General features: G+C 43.6%; 12 protein-coding genes. 3 read left to right on the forward strand and 9 right to left on the reverse strand.

Annotated elements, in window-relative coordinates; translation table 11 throughout:
• Nucleotides 1–86: 86 nt before the first annotated feature.
• The 6 genes from porN to ACEN82_RS21725 all read right to left on the reverse strand — a co-directional run bounded on the left by porN (nt 87) and on the right by ACEN82_RS21725 (nt 6746).
• A complete protein-coding gene (gene porN / locus ACEN82_RS21700) occupies nt 87–1064 on the reverse strand; it encodes a type IX secretion system ring subunit PorN/GldN (protein ID WP_354486807.1) in 978 nt (325 codons plus the stop codon).
• 6 nt (nt 1065–1070) lie between these two features.
• Entirely contained in the window at nt 1071–2591 is a 1521-nt protein-coding gene (gene porM / locus ACEN82_RS21705) for a type IX secretion system motor protein PorM/GldM (RefSeq protein ID WP_354486806.1), read from the reverse strand.
• 40 nt (nt 2592–2631) lie between these two features.
• Nucleotides 2632–3432, reverse strand: coding sequence for a type IX secretion system motor protein PorL/GldL (gene porL, locus ACEN82_RS21710; RefSeq protein ID WP_413318862.1), 801 nt, complete (start codon nt 3430–3432; stop codon nt 2632–2634).
• 62 nt (nt 3433–3494) lie between these two features.
• Nucleotides 3495–4811, reverse strand: coding sequence for a T9SS ring complex lipoprotein PorK/GldK (porK, locus tag ACEN82_RS21715; RefSeq protein WP_090530366.1), 1317 nt, complete (start codon nt 4809–4811; stop codon nt 3495–3497).
• A 252-nt stretch (nt 4812–5063) separates the two neighbouring features.
• On the reverse strand, nt 5064–5822 hold the full coding sequence (locus ACEN82_RS21720) for a uroporphyrinogen-III synthase (protein ID WP_413318864.1): 759 nt from the start codon (nt 5820–5822) through the stop codon (nt 5064–5066).
• Nucleotides 5823–5840: 18 nt separating this feature from the next.
• Entirely contained in the window at nt 5841–6746 is a 906-nt protein-coding gene (locus ACEN82_RS21725) for a DUF4271 domain-containing protein (RefSeq protein WP_188834522.1), read from the reverse strand.
• A gap of 455 nt (nt 6747–7201) precedes the next feature.
• Between ACEN82_RS21725 and ACEN82_RS21730 the strand changes: the two genes are divergently transcribed.
• The gene (locus ACEN82_RS21730; RefSeq protein ID WP_354486800.1) at nt 7202–9079 is read left to right on the forward strand and encodes a glycoside hydrolase family 97 protein; all 1878 of its coding nucleotides are present in this window, start codon (nt 7202–7204) and stop codon (nt 9077–9079) included.
• A gap of 129 nt (nt 9080–9208) precedes the next feature.
• Here the strand turns inward: ACEN82_RS21730 and ACEN82_RS21735 are convergent, their stop codons facing one another.
• Nucleotides 9209–9883, reverse strand: coding sequence for a hypothetical protein (locus ACEN82_RS21735; protein WP_413318867.1), 675 nt, complete (start codon nt 9881–9883; stop codon nt 9209–9211).
• Between the two features lie 359 nt (nt 9884–10242).
• Between ACEN82_RS21735 and ACEN82_RS21740 the strand changes: the two genes are divergently transcribed.
• Nucleotides 10243–10461, forward strand: a complete 219-nt coding sequence (locus ACEN82_RS21740; protein ID WP_413318869.1) for a hypothetical protein — start codon at nt 10243–10245, stop codon at nt 10459–10461.
• Between the two features lie 326 nt (nt 10462–10787).
• Nucleotides 10788–11012: a hypothetical protein gene (locus ACEN82_RS21745; RefSeq protein ID WP_413318871.1), complete on the forward strand. Its 225-nt coding sequence runs from the start codon at nt 10788–10790 to the stop codon at nt 11010–11012.
• A gap of 248 nt (nt 11013–11260) precedes the next feature.
• On the opposite strand, the gene ACEN82_RS21750 is transcribed toward ACEN82_RS21745, so the two are convergent.
• Both ACEN82_RS21750 and ACEN82_RS21755 read right to left on the reverse strand, forming a co-directional pair.
• The gene (locus ACEN82_RS21750; RefSeq protein WP_413318873.1) at nt 11261–11803 is read right to left on the reverse strand and encodes a hypothetical protein; all 543 of its coding nucleotides are present in this window, start codon (nt 11801–11803) and stop codon (nt 11261–11263) included.
• Nucleotide 11804: 1 nt separating this feature from the next.
• Complete coding sequence (locus tag ACEN82_RS21755) at nt 11805–16532, reverse strand: FG-GAP-like repeat-containing protein (RefSeq protein ID WP_413318875.1); 4728 nt, start codon at nt 16530–16532, stop codon at nt 11805–11807.
• Between the last annotated feature and the right edge of the window lie 435 nt (nt 16533–16967).

Consider the following 16967-nt stretch of genomic DNA (forward strand, 5'->3'; position numbering starts at 1 on the left):
GCCGCCTTCCCGATAAAACAGATCTTAAAACAAAACAGGCGATGAAAATTCATCGCCTGTTTTATAATCTTGTTAATCTTAATGTATTAGTACTGCCAAAGATTAAGCTCCCAGTCAAGAAGGGACTTTTTAACCCTTTCTGATTCGTAAAGCTTATCAATACCCTGAGCATAATCTTTTATACGCTCATCTTTGTCGTTACTTTCTTTTACGATATAACTGGTAAAGATGCGTTTTATAAACACGTCGTCAAAGCTTAAGCCGGTGGCATCACTGTTACGGCTAACCACTTCTTTGGTTGCAAGTACCGCGCGTGCTTCAGGAAAATAAATCCAAAAAGCGGGCTGAAAATCGATGTCGAGTGTACCTGTACCTTTAGGTTTAACCAAAGGAGCAATACCTATAATCCGGGGCTCAAATACCGAGCGCTGTTTATCAAAGATCCAATCTTCTTTAATGCGGAATTTAAGCACGCTATCGGGGTTAAACTCACCTGCAACAAGCGTAGATGATATAACGTTATTATCCTTATCGCGCTTTTCAACCACGCTGCTGTCAGATGCTAACCGGCCACGGGCCTGTGCACCTGTTAAAGGAGTAGTAAAACCATCGCCATTGGGGTCATCCTTTTTACCCGGGGTAGGGTCATATGCGGTAAGCTCGCCTTTGGCTATGGCATCAAGCAATACATCAATTAAACGGCCCTTGGGTGAAGCCAGGTACTGGTTCATCTTTTCGCGTACATCAATTTCGCGCCAAACGCGTTTGGCAAATGCCACATCATTTTCACGCAAGTTAGGATACGGCGTAACCTTGGCGTTTAAAATATTGTTCTTTTTGTAATAGCCATCAAGCGGCCTGTCAAAAGGTTTTGCAGCAATTTTACTTGCAGTATCAAGGGGCTGCTGGCTGGTAACATTATCCGGCTGAACCTGCACAGGTTTCTGAGTTGTTTGCCTGGCGGTGGTGGTCTTTTTTGCCGGCGACCTTTTGGTACGCTTTTTTTGCGCATAAGCGCTTACACAAGCCAGGCACAGGATAACAACTAAAATTCTCTTTTTCATACGCGTTTAATTTGCGGATAATACAATCGGGTCAAGTGACCTCGGTGAATGGTCAGGACCTACCGCAACGATATCCTTAAATATAACAGTAGTTCCTGGTGTAACTGTATTTAAAGCACTACGCATAGCGCCGGTTAATTCCCCGCCCGAGCCTGATAAAATAATGGCATCCTGGCGCGGTTTTACAACCAGCATAGTAAAGTGCGTTACGTTAAATTTAGCATCAAAGTCAAAGTTATCCAGCTGAGCAAAAAGCCTGTCCTGTGCTCTGATATTAGCCGAACTGGTGTTACCTCCGCTTTTACCTGCAAACTGTGGCTTAGGGTCAGGGATCCTTTTGATACGGAACTGTGTTGAACCCAATACCGCTCCTTTTGCACCACTAACAGAAATTGTAGCTTTGCCTATGCTGTTTACAATTGCTGTGTAATGCCCGCCCGAACCACTAAGAGAACCGGCACCACTAAAATGCACGTTTAAGTCGCTGGCTGCTACACCAGGCGCGGATACCGAAATAGGATTCGGAACGCCAATATAAAGCACGTTCATTTTATCAGGAGAAATAACTGCCGAAGGTCTTGCAACTGTATACTCCTGCTTAAAAGGATAAGAATCATCTTTGCCGGTTGTATTGTTTTTAACCGTGATAAAACCTTCTACGGTATGTTTTCCTTCGCCGCTCGCGGTAATGGTATAATTACCCTTACCGTCTGTAACAGATACCCTGCTACCGTTAACAGTGATATCAGGGTTTGATTTTGAATCGTATGCTGTCAAAAAGATCTGGGCGGTATATGGCTGTCCGGCTATCACATAGCTGCTTGGAGCTACTACTACTGCGCTAAACTTATCGAGCGTAACCTGAGCCTGGTCAATTTTACCTAATAATTTCTTAACTACTTCGTTTTCGGCGTTTTTGCTATCAGCTTCAATTTTGGCTAAAGTAGTGAGGGCCGCGCCTAAAGGTATGCCATCACCAAAGTTAGCTTCCTGCCATGATTTTCTAACATCCCCATGCGGTTTAGGCGCTACGGTATTTAGTGAAAACTGTACGCCTACACTGTCCTTACCTAAAGCTACCATTAACCTTTGGCGGGTTTCATCAATTTTAGCTTTCAGTTTCTCCCCATTTTTTTGATTGATCATGATACGGGGCGATATATCCAGGTTATCCCGTGCGTCAACGTCATCAATCTCCGGGTTAATGCCGCCGCCTTCCTGAATCAGCTTTGCTTTCAACTGTTCAACGTAGGTATTCAATTCTGCAGCTATAGCACTTGCCTGTTTAGCCTTATCATAAATTGGTTTCGCCCGTTCAGCCTGTTCTTTCAATTTTGTAGCCTCAAAAGCGCTGTATGTGTTTTGCAAACCAGTATTAACATTCCTGGTTGATGCATCCAAACTATTCGTAATATTCTTAAACGCGTCCAACAGGCTATCCGGTACGTTAAGGGCAATGAGGCCCAATAGTACCAGGTATAGTATACCTATCATTCGCTGTCTTGGGGTTTCCTTACCTCCGGCCATCTATTATAAATCTTTTCTGGTAATCAATCAATTAATTATATTAAACCCGCGGCTGGTTCATAGCTGTAAGCATGTTACCATAAATGGCGTTTAATGATGCCAGGTTCTTAGCCAATCGCCCTACCTCTTCCTTAAACTGTTTTGAATCATCCATTGATTCATTAAAGTTGTTCATGGTAAGCGAAAGGTTCTGGTAAAATTTATTCATTGATTTTAAGTGCGCGCTTGAATCTTGTAATTCCAGCTCGTAAACCGCATTAAGTGCCGACAGGTTTTTAGCTAATTGGGTAACCTGGTCATGATAAGCTTTTGATTCAACATTTGAGTTAGCCATTTCTGTTAAACTCGCCGATGCTTTTTCAAAAGAAACACTCAGTTTTTCATAGCTTGCGGTTGCATCTTTAAGTTTGCTTGTGAAAGCTATAGTAGCTTCCCCTGCATCGGTAACACGTGATATAGCGGCTACCTTATCGCCAAATGTACGTAAACCATCACCAAGGCTGCGCACCAGCTCAGGGCCAATTTTTGCGTCTTCCATCATTTTATCCAGCGCAGCAGTTGTTGAAGGGCTTGTATTACCACCGCCCCTTACAGTGGCTTTCGGAAGCTCTCCCTGAAAGTCTTCATTTAATTCGGGATACACACGTGCCCAGTTAATTTCTTTATCTTCTCTCTGAAATCCTAATATAAAAAACAGTATAGCCTCAGTTATAAGTCCCCCTGCTATCCAGTAAGTGGCACCAGGCCAATGCAAAATCTTAAACATTAACCCTATAATCACCACAGTAGCACCCCATGATACGATGTTGCCTATTCCGTAAGGTTTTTTCTTTCCAGCCATAATAATTCAGAAGTAAACTTTTATTTTTTAATTTGATTTGCTTGCGTTTAACTAACTCTTGATTAGCGTTTATCTGTAATGTCGCGCCCTAAATATTTGGTGACGCAGCGGAAACCGATATATGATTTAGCAGTGTCCTGGTATTCGTAGGTCCGGGTTGAGTTTTGAAGAAAATATCCGATATCTTTCCATGAGCCCCCGCGTACAACTTTACGTTTCAATATTTCGGGGTCGGTAGACTTAGCTTCGTAATTGAATGTTGGTGCGAGGTCATGCACAAATGTTGACGCTGATTCGTCAAAAGCAGATAATGTCCATTCGGCTACGTTACCTGCCATATTGTATAAACCATAATCATTAGGGAAATATGAACGTACCGGCACAGTATACGCGCCGCCGTCATCGGTATAATTACCACGCCCCGGCTTAAAGTTAGCCAGTAAACAACCTTTTGCATTTTTAATGTAAGGCCCTCCCCATGGATAATCGGTACCTATCCTGCCGCCACGTGCCGCGTACTCAAACTCGGCTTCCGTAGGCAAACTGTAAGGTGCACGGTGCGGTAAATGGCGCTTATCTTTATAAGCGTCATTATAGCGCGTACGCCATACACTGTAAGCTCTGGCCTGCCTCCAGGTTACCCCTACAACAGGGTAATTACGGAATGCAGGATGTGAAAAATAACTTTCAACCATAGGCTCGTTGGCGGCATATGAAAAATCGCTTAACCAAACAAGCGTATCAGGGTATACCGCTACGGTATCACGAACAATGAAGTCGGAACGATGTTTTGTTTTATCGTTATGATGATCTGCAGCATCGCGCAGGGTAAACAAAGCATAGTTATATTTAAGTAAGCGCACGTCAACCTCATTACGGTCAAACACACGGTCATCACCCTGGTAGTACATACCCTGCAATTTTTGAGCATTGTTTGCCTGGTTGCCTTTACTGCTCCAGATAGGGTTTTTCTTTACAAACTCCCAGTTGATGAATTTTTTACCGCCATTATTATTACCGGCGCCAGCTTTGGGCTGAATGAAATACTTATTATCGTTGATATAATTGGTAATGGCTATTGAATCGCGCACCCAGTTCACAAACATTTTGTACTGACTGTTGCTGGTTTCGGTTTGATCCATAAAAAAAGGAGAAACAGTAACCTGTTTAGTTTGGGCTATCTGGGCAAAGGTTACGTCCTGATCAGTTTGCCCCATAAGGAAACTACCACCCGGAATATAAACCATTCCGTAAGGCACCTCGGCCCTGAATGATCTTGCAGGAACTCCTACAACTTCCCCCCGGTCACCACCTCCGCGGCCACAACCACTTAATACACCACCTGCTAAAACAATTATTAAAAAGTAGATCTGCTTCATTTTACAATCAAAATCAGTTATATAACTATAACACAATGCAACGTCCGAATATATTACATTTTACTCAATGTAAGCTATAAAAAACGATAATTTGGCTTCTTGAATCGATAAACTGTGTACTTATCTTCCCAATACCGCACAAAACGCTATATAATTAACAAACCGCTAACCAATTGTTAACATGACAATTAGTTAGCGGTTATACGGGTAAATATGGTAAAAAGTTGCAGCCTGGTTAAATAAATTTCTAATTTATTTATTTACAAGCTTAACATACTGCTCAATAGCCATTGTCATTGACGGCGCGCCGGGGGTTGGAGCTGGTATATCCAAAATTAAGCCAGCCTCAAGCACTGCCTTATGAGTAGTCGCCCCAAAAGCGGCGATGCGTGTATTGTTTTGCTTAAAATCGGGAAAGTTTTTATACAGCGATTGTATACTCGACGGGCTAAAAAATGCTATAACATCGTAAAACACATTAGCCAGATCGGAAAGATCACTGCAAACAGTACGGAAAAGCACTGCAGGAGTAAAGTTATAACCGTTCTCCAGCAAAAAACGCTGCGTTTCTTCGGCAGCAACATCCGAGCATGGATAAAGGAATTTTTCCGACGAATGCTTTTTCAAAACCTCCGCCAGATCAGCAGCGGTTTGCTTGCCAAAAAAGATCTTACGTTTACGGTACTGAATGTACTTTTGAAGGTAAAGCGCTATCGTTTCTGAAAGGCAAAAGTATTTCATTTCAACAGGCACCTCAAAGCGCATCTCTTCGCATATGCGAAAAAAATGATCGGCCGAATTACGACTGGTAAAGATCACAGCGCTAAAATCAGCTAAATTGATCTTCTCTTTTCTGAAATCCTTTGCGGGCACACCCTCAACATGAATAAATGATCTGAAATCAATTTTCAGGTTAAGCTTTTTAGCCAGCTCGGCATAAGGATTTTTATCATTTTCGGGCTTAGGCAAAGTAACCAGTATGCTTTTAACCTTTTTCTTTCTATCTTCCAATTCAGTGCTTTTAATAACCTAAATTTTAATATTCAATGCCTTTATTAAAATCAAAACAGGGCAAATTTCGAGGGCACAAAGATACGTAAATAAATAAAACTTATGAAATCGAAAGGTAGAAATTATATTTACGCTGCTCCTGATGTATTGCCATATAAAAATTATAATGATGATAATAAGCGTAACCGTAAGTAATACAGGAATATATTGTGCACCAAGAAGGCTAAAACAAATAACCACCGGCAAAAAAACAAACGCGATATTAAAATAGGTAAGATGCAGAATATTAAGGTATTCGCTCACCAGCTTATTAATATCAAACACAAACCCTAAAAACTTGAGTATTAGAAACTTGAGCGAAAATAATACAATAATGACTATGGTAAGAAAAGTAAACAGGCCGCTTCCCGCTATTTTATAATAAACGCCTTTGTACGCAGCCAGTTGATATAAAAACAAACCGAACGTAGCACAAAATAACAAAAACAAGCCCAGGAAAGCCCACGAACTAACCGGACTCTCTTCTTTACCGGCTATCGAAAGTACGCGTTTGCTGTAAAAAGAGGCAAATACATTGCTTACATCTTTGCCCAGGGCAAGGTTAAGAATAGCTGTATACAACAGCATGGCAATAATGAGCACAATAACCCAGGGATCACGCGAAGGGCGGTTATGCCCCTCCATTACCCTGCTCTTTGACCTGGAATGGAGATCAAGAAAGCCGTAACCATGATATAATTCGTGGGCAAAAACGCTATCGGCATATTGGGCACGCATGGCCGCGTCAGGCACCCTGAGGTAACGCATAGCAATAGAGTCTGCAATAAATTTATCTCTGTTTTGCATGGCATAAGCTACCGAATCAAGCACCGAATTACCGGGACGAAAAGCGCGTGTTGGTGATTTTAAAGGCGTATCAGCCACTATTGAATCCTGTTGCGCAAAAGCAGCAGTACAATTCAATAAAAACAGCAGGCAGCACCAAATAACCAAACAGATCCTCAAAGCTTAAAAAGGGCTTATTATTTTTTGCAAAAGTAGGGTAATTATCTGAACCAGAATTTTATCAATTAATATTTTTTTGAATTTATTTGGACCTTAATCGCTTGCTATTCATTAAAAAGTCGGATTCTTATTAAGAAAAGTCTAATTAATACAATCAGAGTACAAATTGACAAAATATATTTGTTGTGAGATAAGCTGCGATAACTAACGTCCAAACGGCTGATAGGAAATTTAAGCTAAACTTAAAGATTATTAACAGCCTAATGGTCAAATAATCAGTGTTGAGATCGAGGCCAATTAAACAGTTAACCTAAATACCCAATATCGAACATTTAAACTGTATAAGCTAAATTTAAATGGGAATAGTATAAATTATGAGAATAAATATTCGGTTATTATTATTGATCCTATGTTTATCCTACAAAGGATATGCCCAACAAAAAACCATTGCTGTTAATAGTCCAAATGGGCAAATTAATGTCAACGTATTCATTGCCAAAGGCAAATTATCATACAACGCGGCAGTTAACAATACGATGTTGATAGCACCATCGCGCCTGGGTTTAACTGTTGATGGTATCGATCTTGGAGTTGAAACCAAATTTGCAGGTGCCCCTTCAAATAAAAAGATAAAAGAAACCTATACTATCAACGGCGCTCACAAAACGGCACGTAACGAAGCGAATGAAACTACAATTCCTTTGCTAACAGCAGAGAAGAAATTCAACTTAATTGTGCGCGCTTACAATGATGGTATAGCTGTACGTTACACATTACCTTATAATACAAAACACATCAATGCTGACTCAACCTCCTGGGAATTCTCCGGAAAAGTAACGCAGGTTGCCTGGTCGGATTATAATGAAGGTTATGAAGGCCTAAGCCATGTAGCTCCATTGCCATCAGTTCCACAAAATACACCAATAATGGGGCCCTTAACTTTTAATGCAAACGGGATTTTTGCCTCGGTTTCCGAAGCTGATTGCGAAGACTTTTCAGACATGTCTTTTATACGCCATGAAAATTCTTTTAAAGCAAATTTCCCCTTTGCCCCTAACGGCTGGGATGTACAACCGGATAGCGATACTGAACATGCTGTACTTAAAGGTGCTTATGAAAACCAAAAAGTATCTCCCTGGAGAACAACCATCATAGCGAAAAATTTAACTGAACTTGTAAACTCAGACCTGCTCACGAATCTGTGCCCGGCACCACAAAAAGGCAATGACTTTAGTTGGGTAATGCCAGGCCGTTGTTTATGGCAATGGTGGAGCGTTGGGGCTCCCCGGTTTGCCGATCAAAAAAATTGGTATGATGCGGCAGCTAAATTAAAATGGGAATATTATTTAGTAGATGATGGATGGCGAAATTGGAGCGAGCCGGGTAAAGATCAGTGGCAGCTTTTGGGAGATGTGATAGCATACGGAAAAAGTATTGGCGTAAAATCAATTGTTTGGGTTGACTCTAAAGAAATGCGATCGGCGGCGGCACGCTATTCTTATCTAAAGCGAATCAAAGATCTGGGAGCAGCGGGCATTAAAATAGATTTCATCCCCCCTGCAACGTCATCTATTATGCAATGGTACATGGGTACTATGCAAGATTGTGCAGACCTCAAACTAATGCTTAATTTTCATGGAAGCGTAAAACCAACGGGATTGACAAGAACCTATCCCATGGATATTACAAGAGAAGCCGTTAGGGGTAACGAATATCACATGACCCGGTATAAAAGAGTGGCACCATTAGACCATGACGTATCTGTACCGTTTACGCGTTTTACAGCCGGTTCTGCAGATTTTACTCCGGTAATACTGAACCCGGAGCAACTTACATCGCAAAAATTCACCTGGGCCCATGAATTTGCTCAATCCATAGTATATCTTTCTCCTATTACACACTTCGCGGACGAATATAAATTTTACCTGGAGAGCCCGATGTTTGATTTATTTCAACAGGTACCTACAACCTGGGATGAGACAAAAGTTTTAAGCTGTACCCAAATGGGGGAAATTGTTGCTTATGCACGCCGAAAAGGAAACAGCTGGTGGGTTGGCGTAATGAATGGTGCAGATGCACGTGAAATTAAAATTCCTTTAAACTTTCTACAGCACGCAACAAAAGGGGTACTGATATATGACGGAGAAGATACCAATGCATCTATCCACCGTGAAGAAAGATTAGTCAATCCCAAAGACACGCTTACTATAAAATTATCGCCGGGTGGTGGCTTTGTAGCTATGCTACATTAAAAGCAAGGCGTTATATGGCATGTGGCGTGCATAGCGCATGAGCACATGCCAGGCCATGTTAAACGCTTGTTTTGTATAAGAATGCAGAATCGACACAAAACAAAAGACATGTTCAATTTAGTAAATACGTTATTCCGTAACGCCTGTAGCAGCCCAAAAAACAAGGTATCCGGCTTTATCTTTACTTACAGTAACTTTTTTTAGAATGCGCCCGGGATCAGGATGAATATTCAATACATCGATATTATGATGATCATTTTCTGTTATCTTATTTCCCTGCCCCCATTTAGCCAGATCATGTACTAAGTAGCTCAGGTTTGAGTTACCTTCAGGTATATCATCATAATAATCGGGCAATTTAAAATCTTTAAACTCGCTACCATCGCTATAAGTTAGTGTAATATATAGTTGCGAAGGCCCTTCGGAACTGGTAAGGCTCAGATACAAACCAGAATATTTTTTGTGAGGAACATCGAAGCTAAAACTATCAATACCGGCAACATTTAGGCTTTGGTTACCGTTGTCACCGTTTTTATAATGAAGCAAGGTGGCTGGGTGAAACGAATTAGCCGGGATCAATGGATTATCAGGCAAAGCATGCGTATCATGATCGCCATTAAGTTTTGCTGCATCCGCGGTAAGATAACCATCCCCTTTGCCCCCGCCATCAATACCGGTTACCCAGGTTTGCAATTTACCATCGGTAACTGTAGTTACAGGGCGGGCATTTAACAGTTTTTGGATATCTATTTGAATGGTTTTATTGCTGTGCTGGCTGTTGGCACTCTGCCGGCCAGCAAACACACAGATAAGAAAATAAAGTATTTAAAGGTCATGGTTGTTGTAATTGGGAACTAAAGATAAACAAAGCTTAAATGTCCCCTGCCCTTATTGCACAAATACCGGCTTTAGTCAAAAAAATAATTACATTACCTTTGCCGCATGGCAGGTATTGAATGTTATCATGACAATCAAATATTTACAATCGAAGAGTAACAAATAAGTAACACAACAAAACCAAATATTCCATTTTGCAAATGCCGTACGGCTTTAATTTTAATAATTAAGCAATACCGATGCTCATTCCTTTATGAACAAAAATATTCCTTAATGATCTTGACCTGCCGGATACCTTATTTCCGGTTGCCGTTGTTTACGACTTTTTGATAGTCGACAGTAAAGTAATAAAAACAACATCAGCCGCTAACGAAATTAAATCGGCTATCGAATACTATGGTACCTCGGAGCTGAAAGCAGGCATCGGACAAATTCGGATACTGGACCTTGAAATCCTGGAAGCAGGTATTGCGGAAAGCATTGCTGGATCCGCAGAAAAGATTGAATATGATTTTAAGTATTTTGAGGGGGAGATAAAAAGCTGATCTCCCTGCCGGACGGCAGTTTCAGGATAAGTGTCGAAGAACGGGAAGTGGGGGAAATAGAAAGCGGGCCGATCCTGTCGGCCACGCTGTTACAGCCTTTCGTGGATGTGCAGCCTTTGCGTTTTAAATACGACGATTAGGAGATCAGGTCACAGTATGTGTTTACGATATTAACCTGTGATCGGAAAATTGATGGATTTATGAAGCCAAAGGCAATGTATTTTGGCGCCCTGGACTTCTTTTTCGGGCAGGTATTAAGAACAAATATTACCTGCCTGCAATTACCTTATCATTCCTATTTATTTAAAGACGAGTAACAGATTATCATGAAGAACAATACGGATTATTTGAATTCCTTATCGGATGAGGACAAGGCCTATCGTGACAGCCTTGCTCCGGGCGACAGGGCTTTATACGACTATTTCGACAGCATGCCGGCAAAGCCAAACAACCATCCCGGAACTTTTAAGCTGGCCTCCGCAATAGGCCCGGAACCGACCGTGGGCGGCTGCAGCCCTGAGCTTTGGGTGAAAATAGGGCATATCGGTTAATGCCGGTTATGCCAAGGTTTATCTTCCTATTTTTAATTGGTGTCGCTTAAGTCCCTCTTGGCGAAGTTATCCCGGATGAGTTTGTGCAATTGTGCTTTTCACCTGTTTTTAAAGCAAAGCAGTTAAGCCGGCCAAAAAGGAAGATAAATCATTCTTTATTAGATGATTACCCTAACCAGCCGTGTCAGATCAGCCCCTCGTTATCAGTGGGCGCGGGAAAGTATAGTAGCCAAACGGCCATACCTATGCTATTTTATAGCGATTGCCTGCCGCTGCAATACCGCAGCCTCCTCTTCTTTAAGCATAAACCGGAACACGCCCCCATCGTACTGCAATTGTAATCCAGCTGTCTTGTTAGCGCAAAGTCTCAGTTCATCATCGTCGGCAAGCTGATAATTGCCGGTAATCTGATTTGTACTCGTGCCCGGATCGGATTTCGCGAGTTCATTGTTCAAATTTGCCAAAGTGATCACCGTCCCATCTGACAACGTAAAAAAAACATTTGCGCCCCTTCCAATGCTTTGAACGCCGGATATCGTTGTTTTGATAGTCATACGGAGAATTCTTTTATCGCCAAACTTCAAGGTCTGCAACAGCAAATACACAACACCGGTACCACCGGTGTCCGGCGCTGAAGCCAGCTGCTCGATACCGGAAATCGCATTTCCGGTATTATTGAGTTTGAGGGCCGTATCAATTTTAATTAAACCGGGTAGATTAACTCCGGCGCTGGCAAGCACAGGAAAAACGAGGCAGGCGATCAGTATCGGTATTTGTTTAAAAATGTTCATATCAGTCTATCAGCGTTATATAATTCAAGTCAAATACGGTATTGGCGTCAAAGGTCATAATCTTTCCGTCCGAGGAGGCAGGCCCTACAGATCCGCAGTTCAGCCGGATGGAATAAACGCCTTTCGCGCCTAAGGGCCCGAAATCGATGTCTGGGCTATCCAAAGAACCTGCGGGAATATCCACTCGCAAACCGTTAAGAAAGGCTGTATTGCCACCGCGGGTCGCGTAAGCTGCGACAAACGTGAATACCACATTGGAATGCACCACCGGTACGTGAGAAGAAACCAGCAAATGACCATCCGTGCCCACCCTTGCCGAAAATGTTGCCTTTTCAGATGGTGAAGTGGTTACGGAGGTAAGGTTATAACTGGTATTTGCAGCATAGTTGATGGTCGTTCCGTTAAGTGTGCCCGGATTGATACCACCATTATTAAGCCTGACCGTAAATGGACCGGGTGTTAAGCCCATAGCACCCATGTCTACCTCAGCTCCATCTTTGAGCCCTGCATCAAGATTAACCAGCGTGCCGGTCTGGAAGATTTCACTTGCACCCTGAGGAGTAAAATAAGCTCCGATATAACTAAACAGCGTAGTAGTATATAGATCATTCAAATGTGGCGTCACCCATAGATGGTTGTCAGCTGACACCCGCACCGTATAAGTCAGGTTATCGGAAAGTAATGGCGGTGTCCCGGTCCCTACCCCAAGGGTATAATTGGTAAAGCCGGTATTGCCCCAGTGATCTACCGCTGTCACCTTAAAGGTATAACTTGCCGCACTGTTCGCTGCAGGTATTCCGGAAAGGATGCCGGTAGTCGTATTGAAACTCATCCCGGGCGGCAATGTTCCTGTAAATGACAGTGTGTATTTACCATAACCTAATGCACCGAACAGCGTCCGGTTATAAGCTACGCCGATCTGCGCATTTTGCAGGTGAAGCGGCGCTACGATAACCCCGGGCACGGGCTTCACAACCAGCGTGAAATTCCCGGTCACCGAAGCGTTGTTGCTGTCAGTTACTTTCACAACCAGGGGAAAACTTCCGCTTTGCGTGGCGGTACCGGTAAACGTACCGTCAGCATTGAAAGTCAATCCGGTAGGCACTGAGCCCGAAACTATATTAAACGTATACGGCGCTTTACCGCCAGTCGCAGTTATAATCGCAACAGTCGGTATATTTTGTACAAACTGACGGAGTACCGGACGGTAAAAGGCCAGCGGCGTCAGCGGCAACGAATTTCCCAGTAAGGTACTGTTGGATTTGATGCCCGCGGCATACAATGCATTCCCTGCATCTGTCGGGTGTATACCGTCCGCCAGGTTATCCTGCGTCGGGGCGAAAAGGTTTTCGAAATCCACGAAACGGCAATAACTATGGCCCGGGCCCAGGGCCACCGCCCGCTGCACATCGCGGTAATCGTCTGCGGTCGGTCCCGTAGTCGACAGTCCGTTGTCACTATAGGTTTCTCCATTAGGCCCTTCATAATATTCCGGGCCGGTACTCTGGATATAAATAACAGCCGAAGGACGTAAGGTATGCAACTGCTCTACCAATGATTTTAATTCGGAATAAAAATTGTGCAGGGGAGTCATGAATCCATAATCGTTTACCCCTATCTGAAACCAATAATTGGCTACGTTGTAGTTCGCCAGCTTTTGCGCAAACGCCGTCACATGCGCGGCATCATAAGTGTCGGTATGCAGGATACGTCCGGCATAGCCTTCAGAGAACACATCACCTGAAAACGAGAAAGCAGGATCGCGGGCGATCTTCATCATCCAGACATTGTTCTGCGCGTCGGATGAAATATTGAAACCGGAGAGAATAGAATCATGAATAAATAAGACACTTCCCGGCTTTACCGTATTGGACGGGCTGACCGTGGTAGTGCCGCCGGAAAGATAAACTGCCCTCAGGTACGTACCGGCCCTGCGAACGTGCGGATCAGTGATCACATTATTCACCGAATAGGTGCCCTGTCCCGGCATCATTACTTCCACTGTTTTGTTCCCGGGAGGCAGCACATCTGAAATATACTGAACGATCTTCGCCTGGTCCGCCCCCTCGACCTGGTAATATTTATAAAGTTTGCCGTCGATAAAGATCGCCGGTCCTGAAATATTGGACGGTTTATCCCCATTATAGTTGGCAAATGGCGAAGGGATCGTCCCGTCCATCGGCGTTACCGTACCATATGCGCCTTCCTGTACCATACAATTGGTATAAACAAGAAAAGTGTCATTAAGCGGGTCCGAACCATTGGTAGGATTCGTGATCCGTTGTACCAGCAAGCCAAGCGTTACAGCGCCTGCCGGTGCTGTCAGCGTATAGCACACGGGATTTGATCCGCTTACTACCGGCAATGCCTGCGGCCCTGCCATCGGCGCGCCGCTGCTGTTGTAAAAAACATAGGTTGGGTTGGTGGTTCTCAGGCCGGATATTGTATAAATCCTGCCTGGTATAACTTTAGTCGCCGTGTTGACCACATTACTTCCCGTAATTACGTTACCCGAAGCGTCGAAGTCAGAATTGCCCTGCACCGTGACCAGCGGAAAAAGGTTCAGCACGCGCTTATCATAAAAATCCCGCACGTATTCGATCGCAATTTGTGTGGCATCGGTCTGGAAGCGCATCCGGGCATAAGCAGAGTGCTGCAGGTATTTTTTACGGCTCGCATTGTAGCTATCGCTCCAGCCATACCAGGTGGTCTCCGTATTACCGATTAATGAAGTTGCATCAGCCCGGTAACGGCGGAACAAACCGTTCATTCCCGCCTGCTGCAGGGTCAGGCACATGTTCTTCTTGAATTGGCCGGAGGCTTGTACCGATGAGTTGCCCCCGTTAAAAACAACCGCGAAAATATATTCCGTCTGCGGGTAAAGGTTGGTCAGCGCCCAGCCAAAATCCTGGTACACGCCCGCTGTCAATGTGAAAGTCTTTCTGGCCTGGACACTCAAATTGTTAGATGCTAACAACTGGATCTCAATAGTGCCGCTGCCTTTAGCGGTAAAGGTCAGGTTCCCCCGGACCGGTACAAGTGGGGATACGGAGCCCATAGTTGAGAAATAAACAAACCGGCCTGCGTTTGTCCCCGCAGTTCCGCTTGGATTGATCGTCGTACCGTCATCAGCAGCAATGGTATACCCCGTTGGGGCTTCCTGTTTCCATTCTGCTTCCAGAATATCGGTATTGACGAAACTGCCAAGGCTGTTGGAAGCTGTTGATTCAGGATAAGCGGGGCCTGGAATCGCCGCTGAATTATAATTATGCAGCATGGAGATCGTATTGTCGATATCGTTTGCCGAGATCAGGTCGGGTTTACCGTCCCCGTCGATATCACCTACGCCCAGCGAATAAGGCGTATTACCGGTAGTAAAGTCGATTTTGGTTACCAGGGTGTTGATATCAATGGTTCCGGAAACTGATTTGTTCCTGAATATGGACATTGTCTTTCCGTTATAATTGGCTGCAGCGATATCCGGTTTACCATCGCCGTCGATATCTCCCATGCCTATTGCAACCGGTTCACTTCCGGTTCCGTAATCAGACGCTGCGGCAAACCCGGTTCCGGTCAGCGTATTCCTCAAAATGGAAATCACATTCCTGGTAGGATGATAGTTAGACGCCACGATATCGGCGTTACCGTCCTGATCGATGTCCGCCAGGAATACAGCAGTGGGTGCGCCCGCTAAGGCAATCACGGGCATGGTAGTTAGCGAAGTCAGGGTAAAGGCTCCTGCTGTAGCAGCATTTTTGAAAAAAGAAAGATTATTAGCAGCGTAATTTCCTACGATAATATCGGCCTTGCCATCATTATCGACATCCCCTATGGCGACGGAATTAGGTGAAGCACCTGTAGCAAAATCAATTTTGGTAGCTAAGGCGAATGTGCCGGAAACGCTTGTATTTCTTAATACAGAAATCGTATTGCCTGAAAAATTGGCTGTCACAATGTCGGGCAGGCCATCTTTATCCAGATCACCAATGGCCAGCGCAAGTGAATTTCCTCCTATACCAAAGTCAAGCCTGGGCAAAAAGGCGATGGTATGTGTAGACGGGCCAGTGAATGATGAATTATTGATAAAGACAGAAAGCGTACTGGTTAATTGGTGTACCACGGCAATGTCAAGTTTGCCATCACCATTCAGGTCAGCAACCGCAAATGCACTTGGGTTGGCCAGTGTGCCGATATCCGTCTTGGCAGAAAAAGAATTAGAAGTGATATTGTTCCCGGTGGCTCCGTTTACCAATACCGAAAACGAATTACTGGTCCCGTTTAGTGAAAGCACATCTGCGTTGCCGTCACCATCAATATCCGCTGCTGCTACCGCCACCGGGTTATTGCCCGTGGTAAAGTCGATCGCAGGGTCGATATCGGATGAACCGATGCTGCTGTGCGTAGTAAAAGTAGGGATAAAGGGCTTGGCGGAATACCCGGTTAATTTGCTGGCTGTATTCAATACCGAAACCAGCTGATAAGCGGCCCCTTTCGGCACGGTTACAACAAGCTGCGTGGCTGTGGCCGTTGAAACCGTTGCTTTCGTTGCGCCGAAATAAACGATATTATTTGCAGCTGTGGTATTAAAGTTGGTTCCTGTCAGGGTTATTGCAGTACCAATGGCTCCGTTAGCAGGGGTAAACGAAGTAATAGCCGGCAGTTGAGCACTGGCATTGGCCGAAAACCCGATGCATATGGTCAATAATGCAAATCTTATAATAAGCTTCATCTAAATTTGATAAGGTTAGGTTAATAATAAATACGTTATATTTTTTACTTAATATACTTAATTGTTAATCACTGTTTTCTGGAAATTTCGTATTCGTTCCATCTGGTAATCATCCTTTTTAAAAAACACCGTCATGTCCATACCTAAAATAATTCAGCAAGCTTTGGATATTCGAACGGAAATAAATTAGAATTAAATAACCGCTCAAATTCAATTTTATGATTACACAAATGCCGGGACAATGAATCCTCCAAACTTCCTTTGAAAGCTTCCGGATACGTTGCGAACAAAGGGTTAACTGTTTTCCTTGTTAAAACTTTCATCATCTCCAGATCATTTACTTTATGTTGAAAAAGGCAATCACCGTTTCATGGTCATTTCCCCTCTCTTAAGAAGTATTGCCAAATAGTCAAAAAAAGAAAAGTCGATAACCTT

The sequence above is a fragment of the Mucilaginibacter sp. Mucisp73 genome (genome assembly GCF_059491465.1).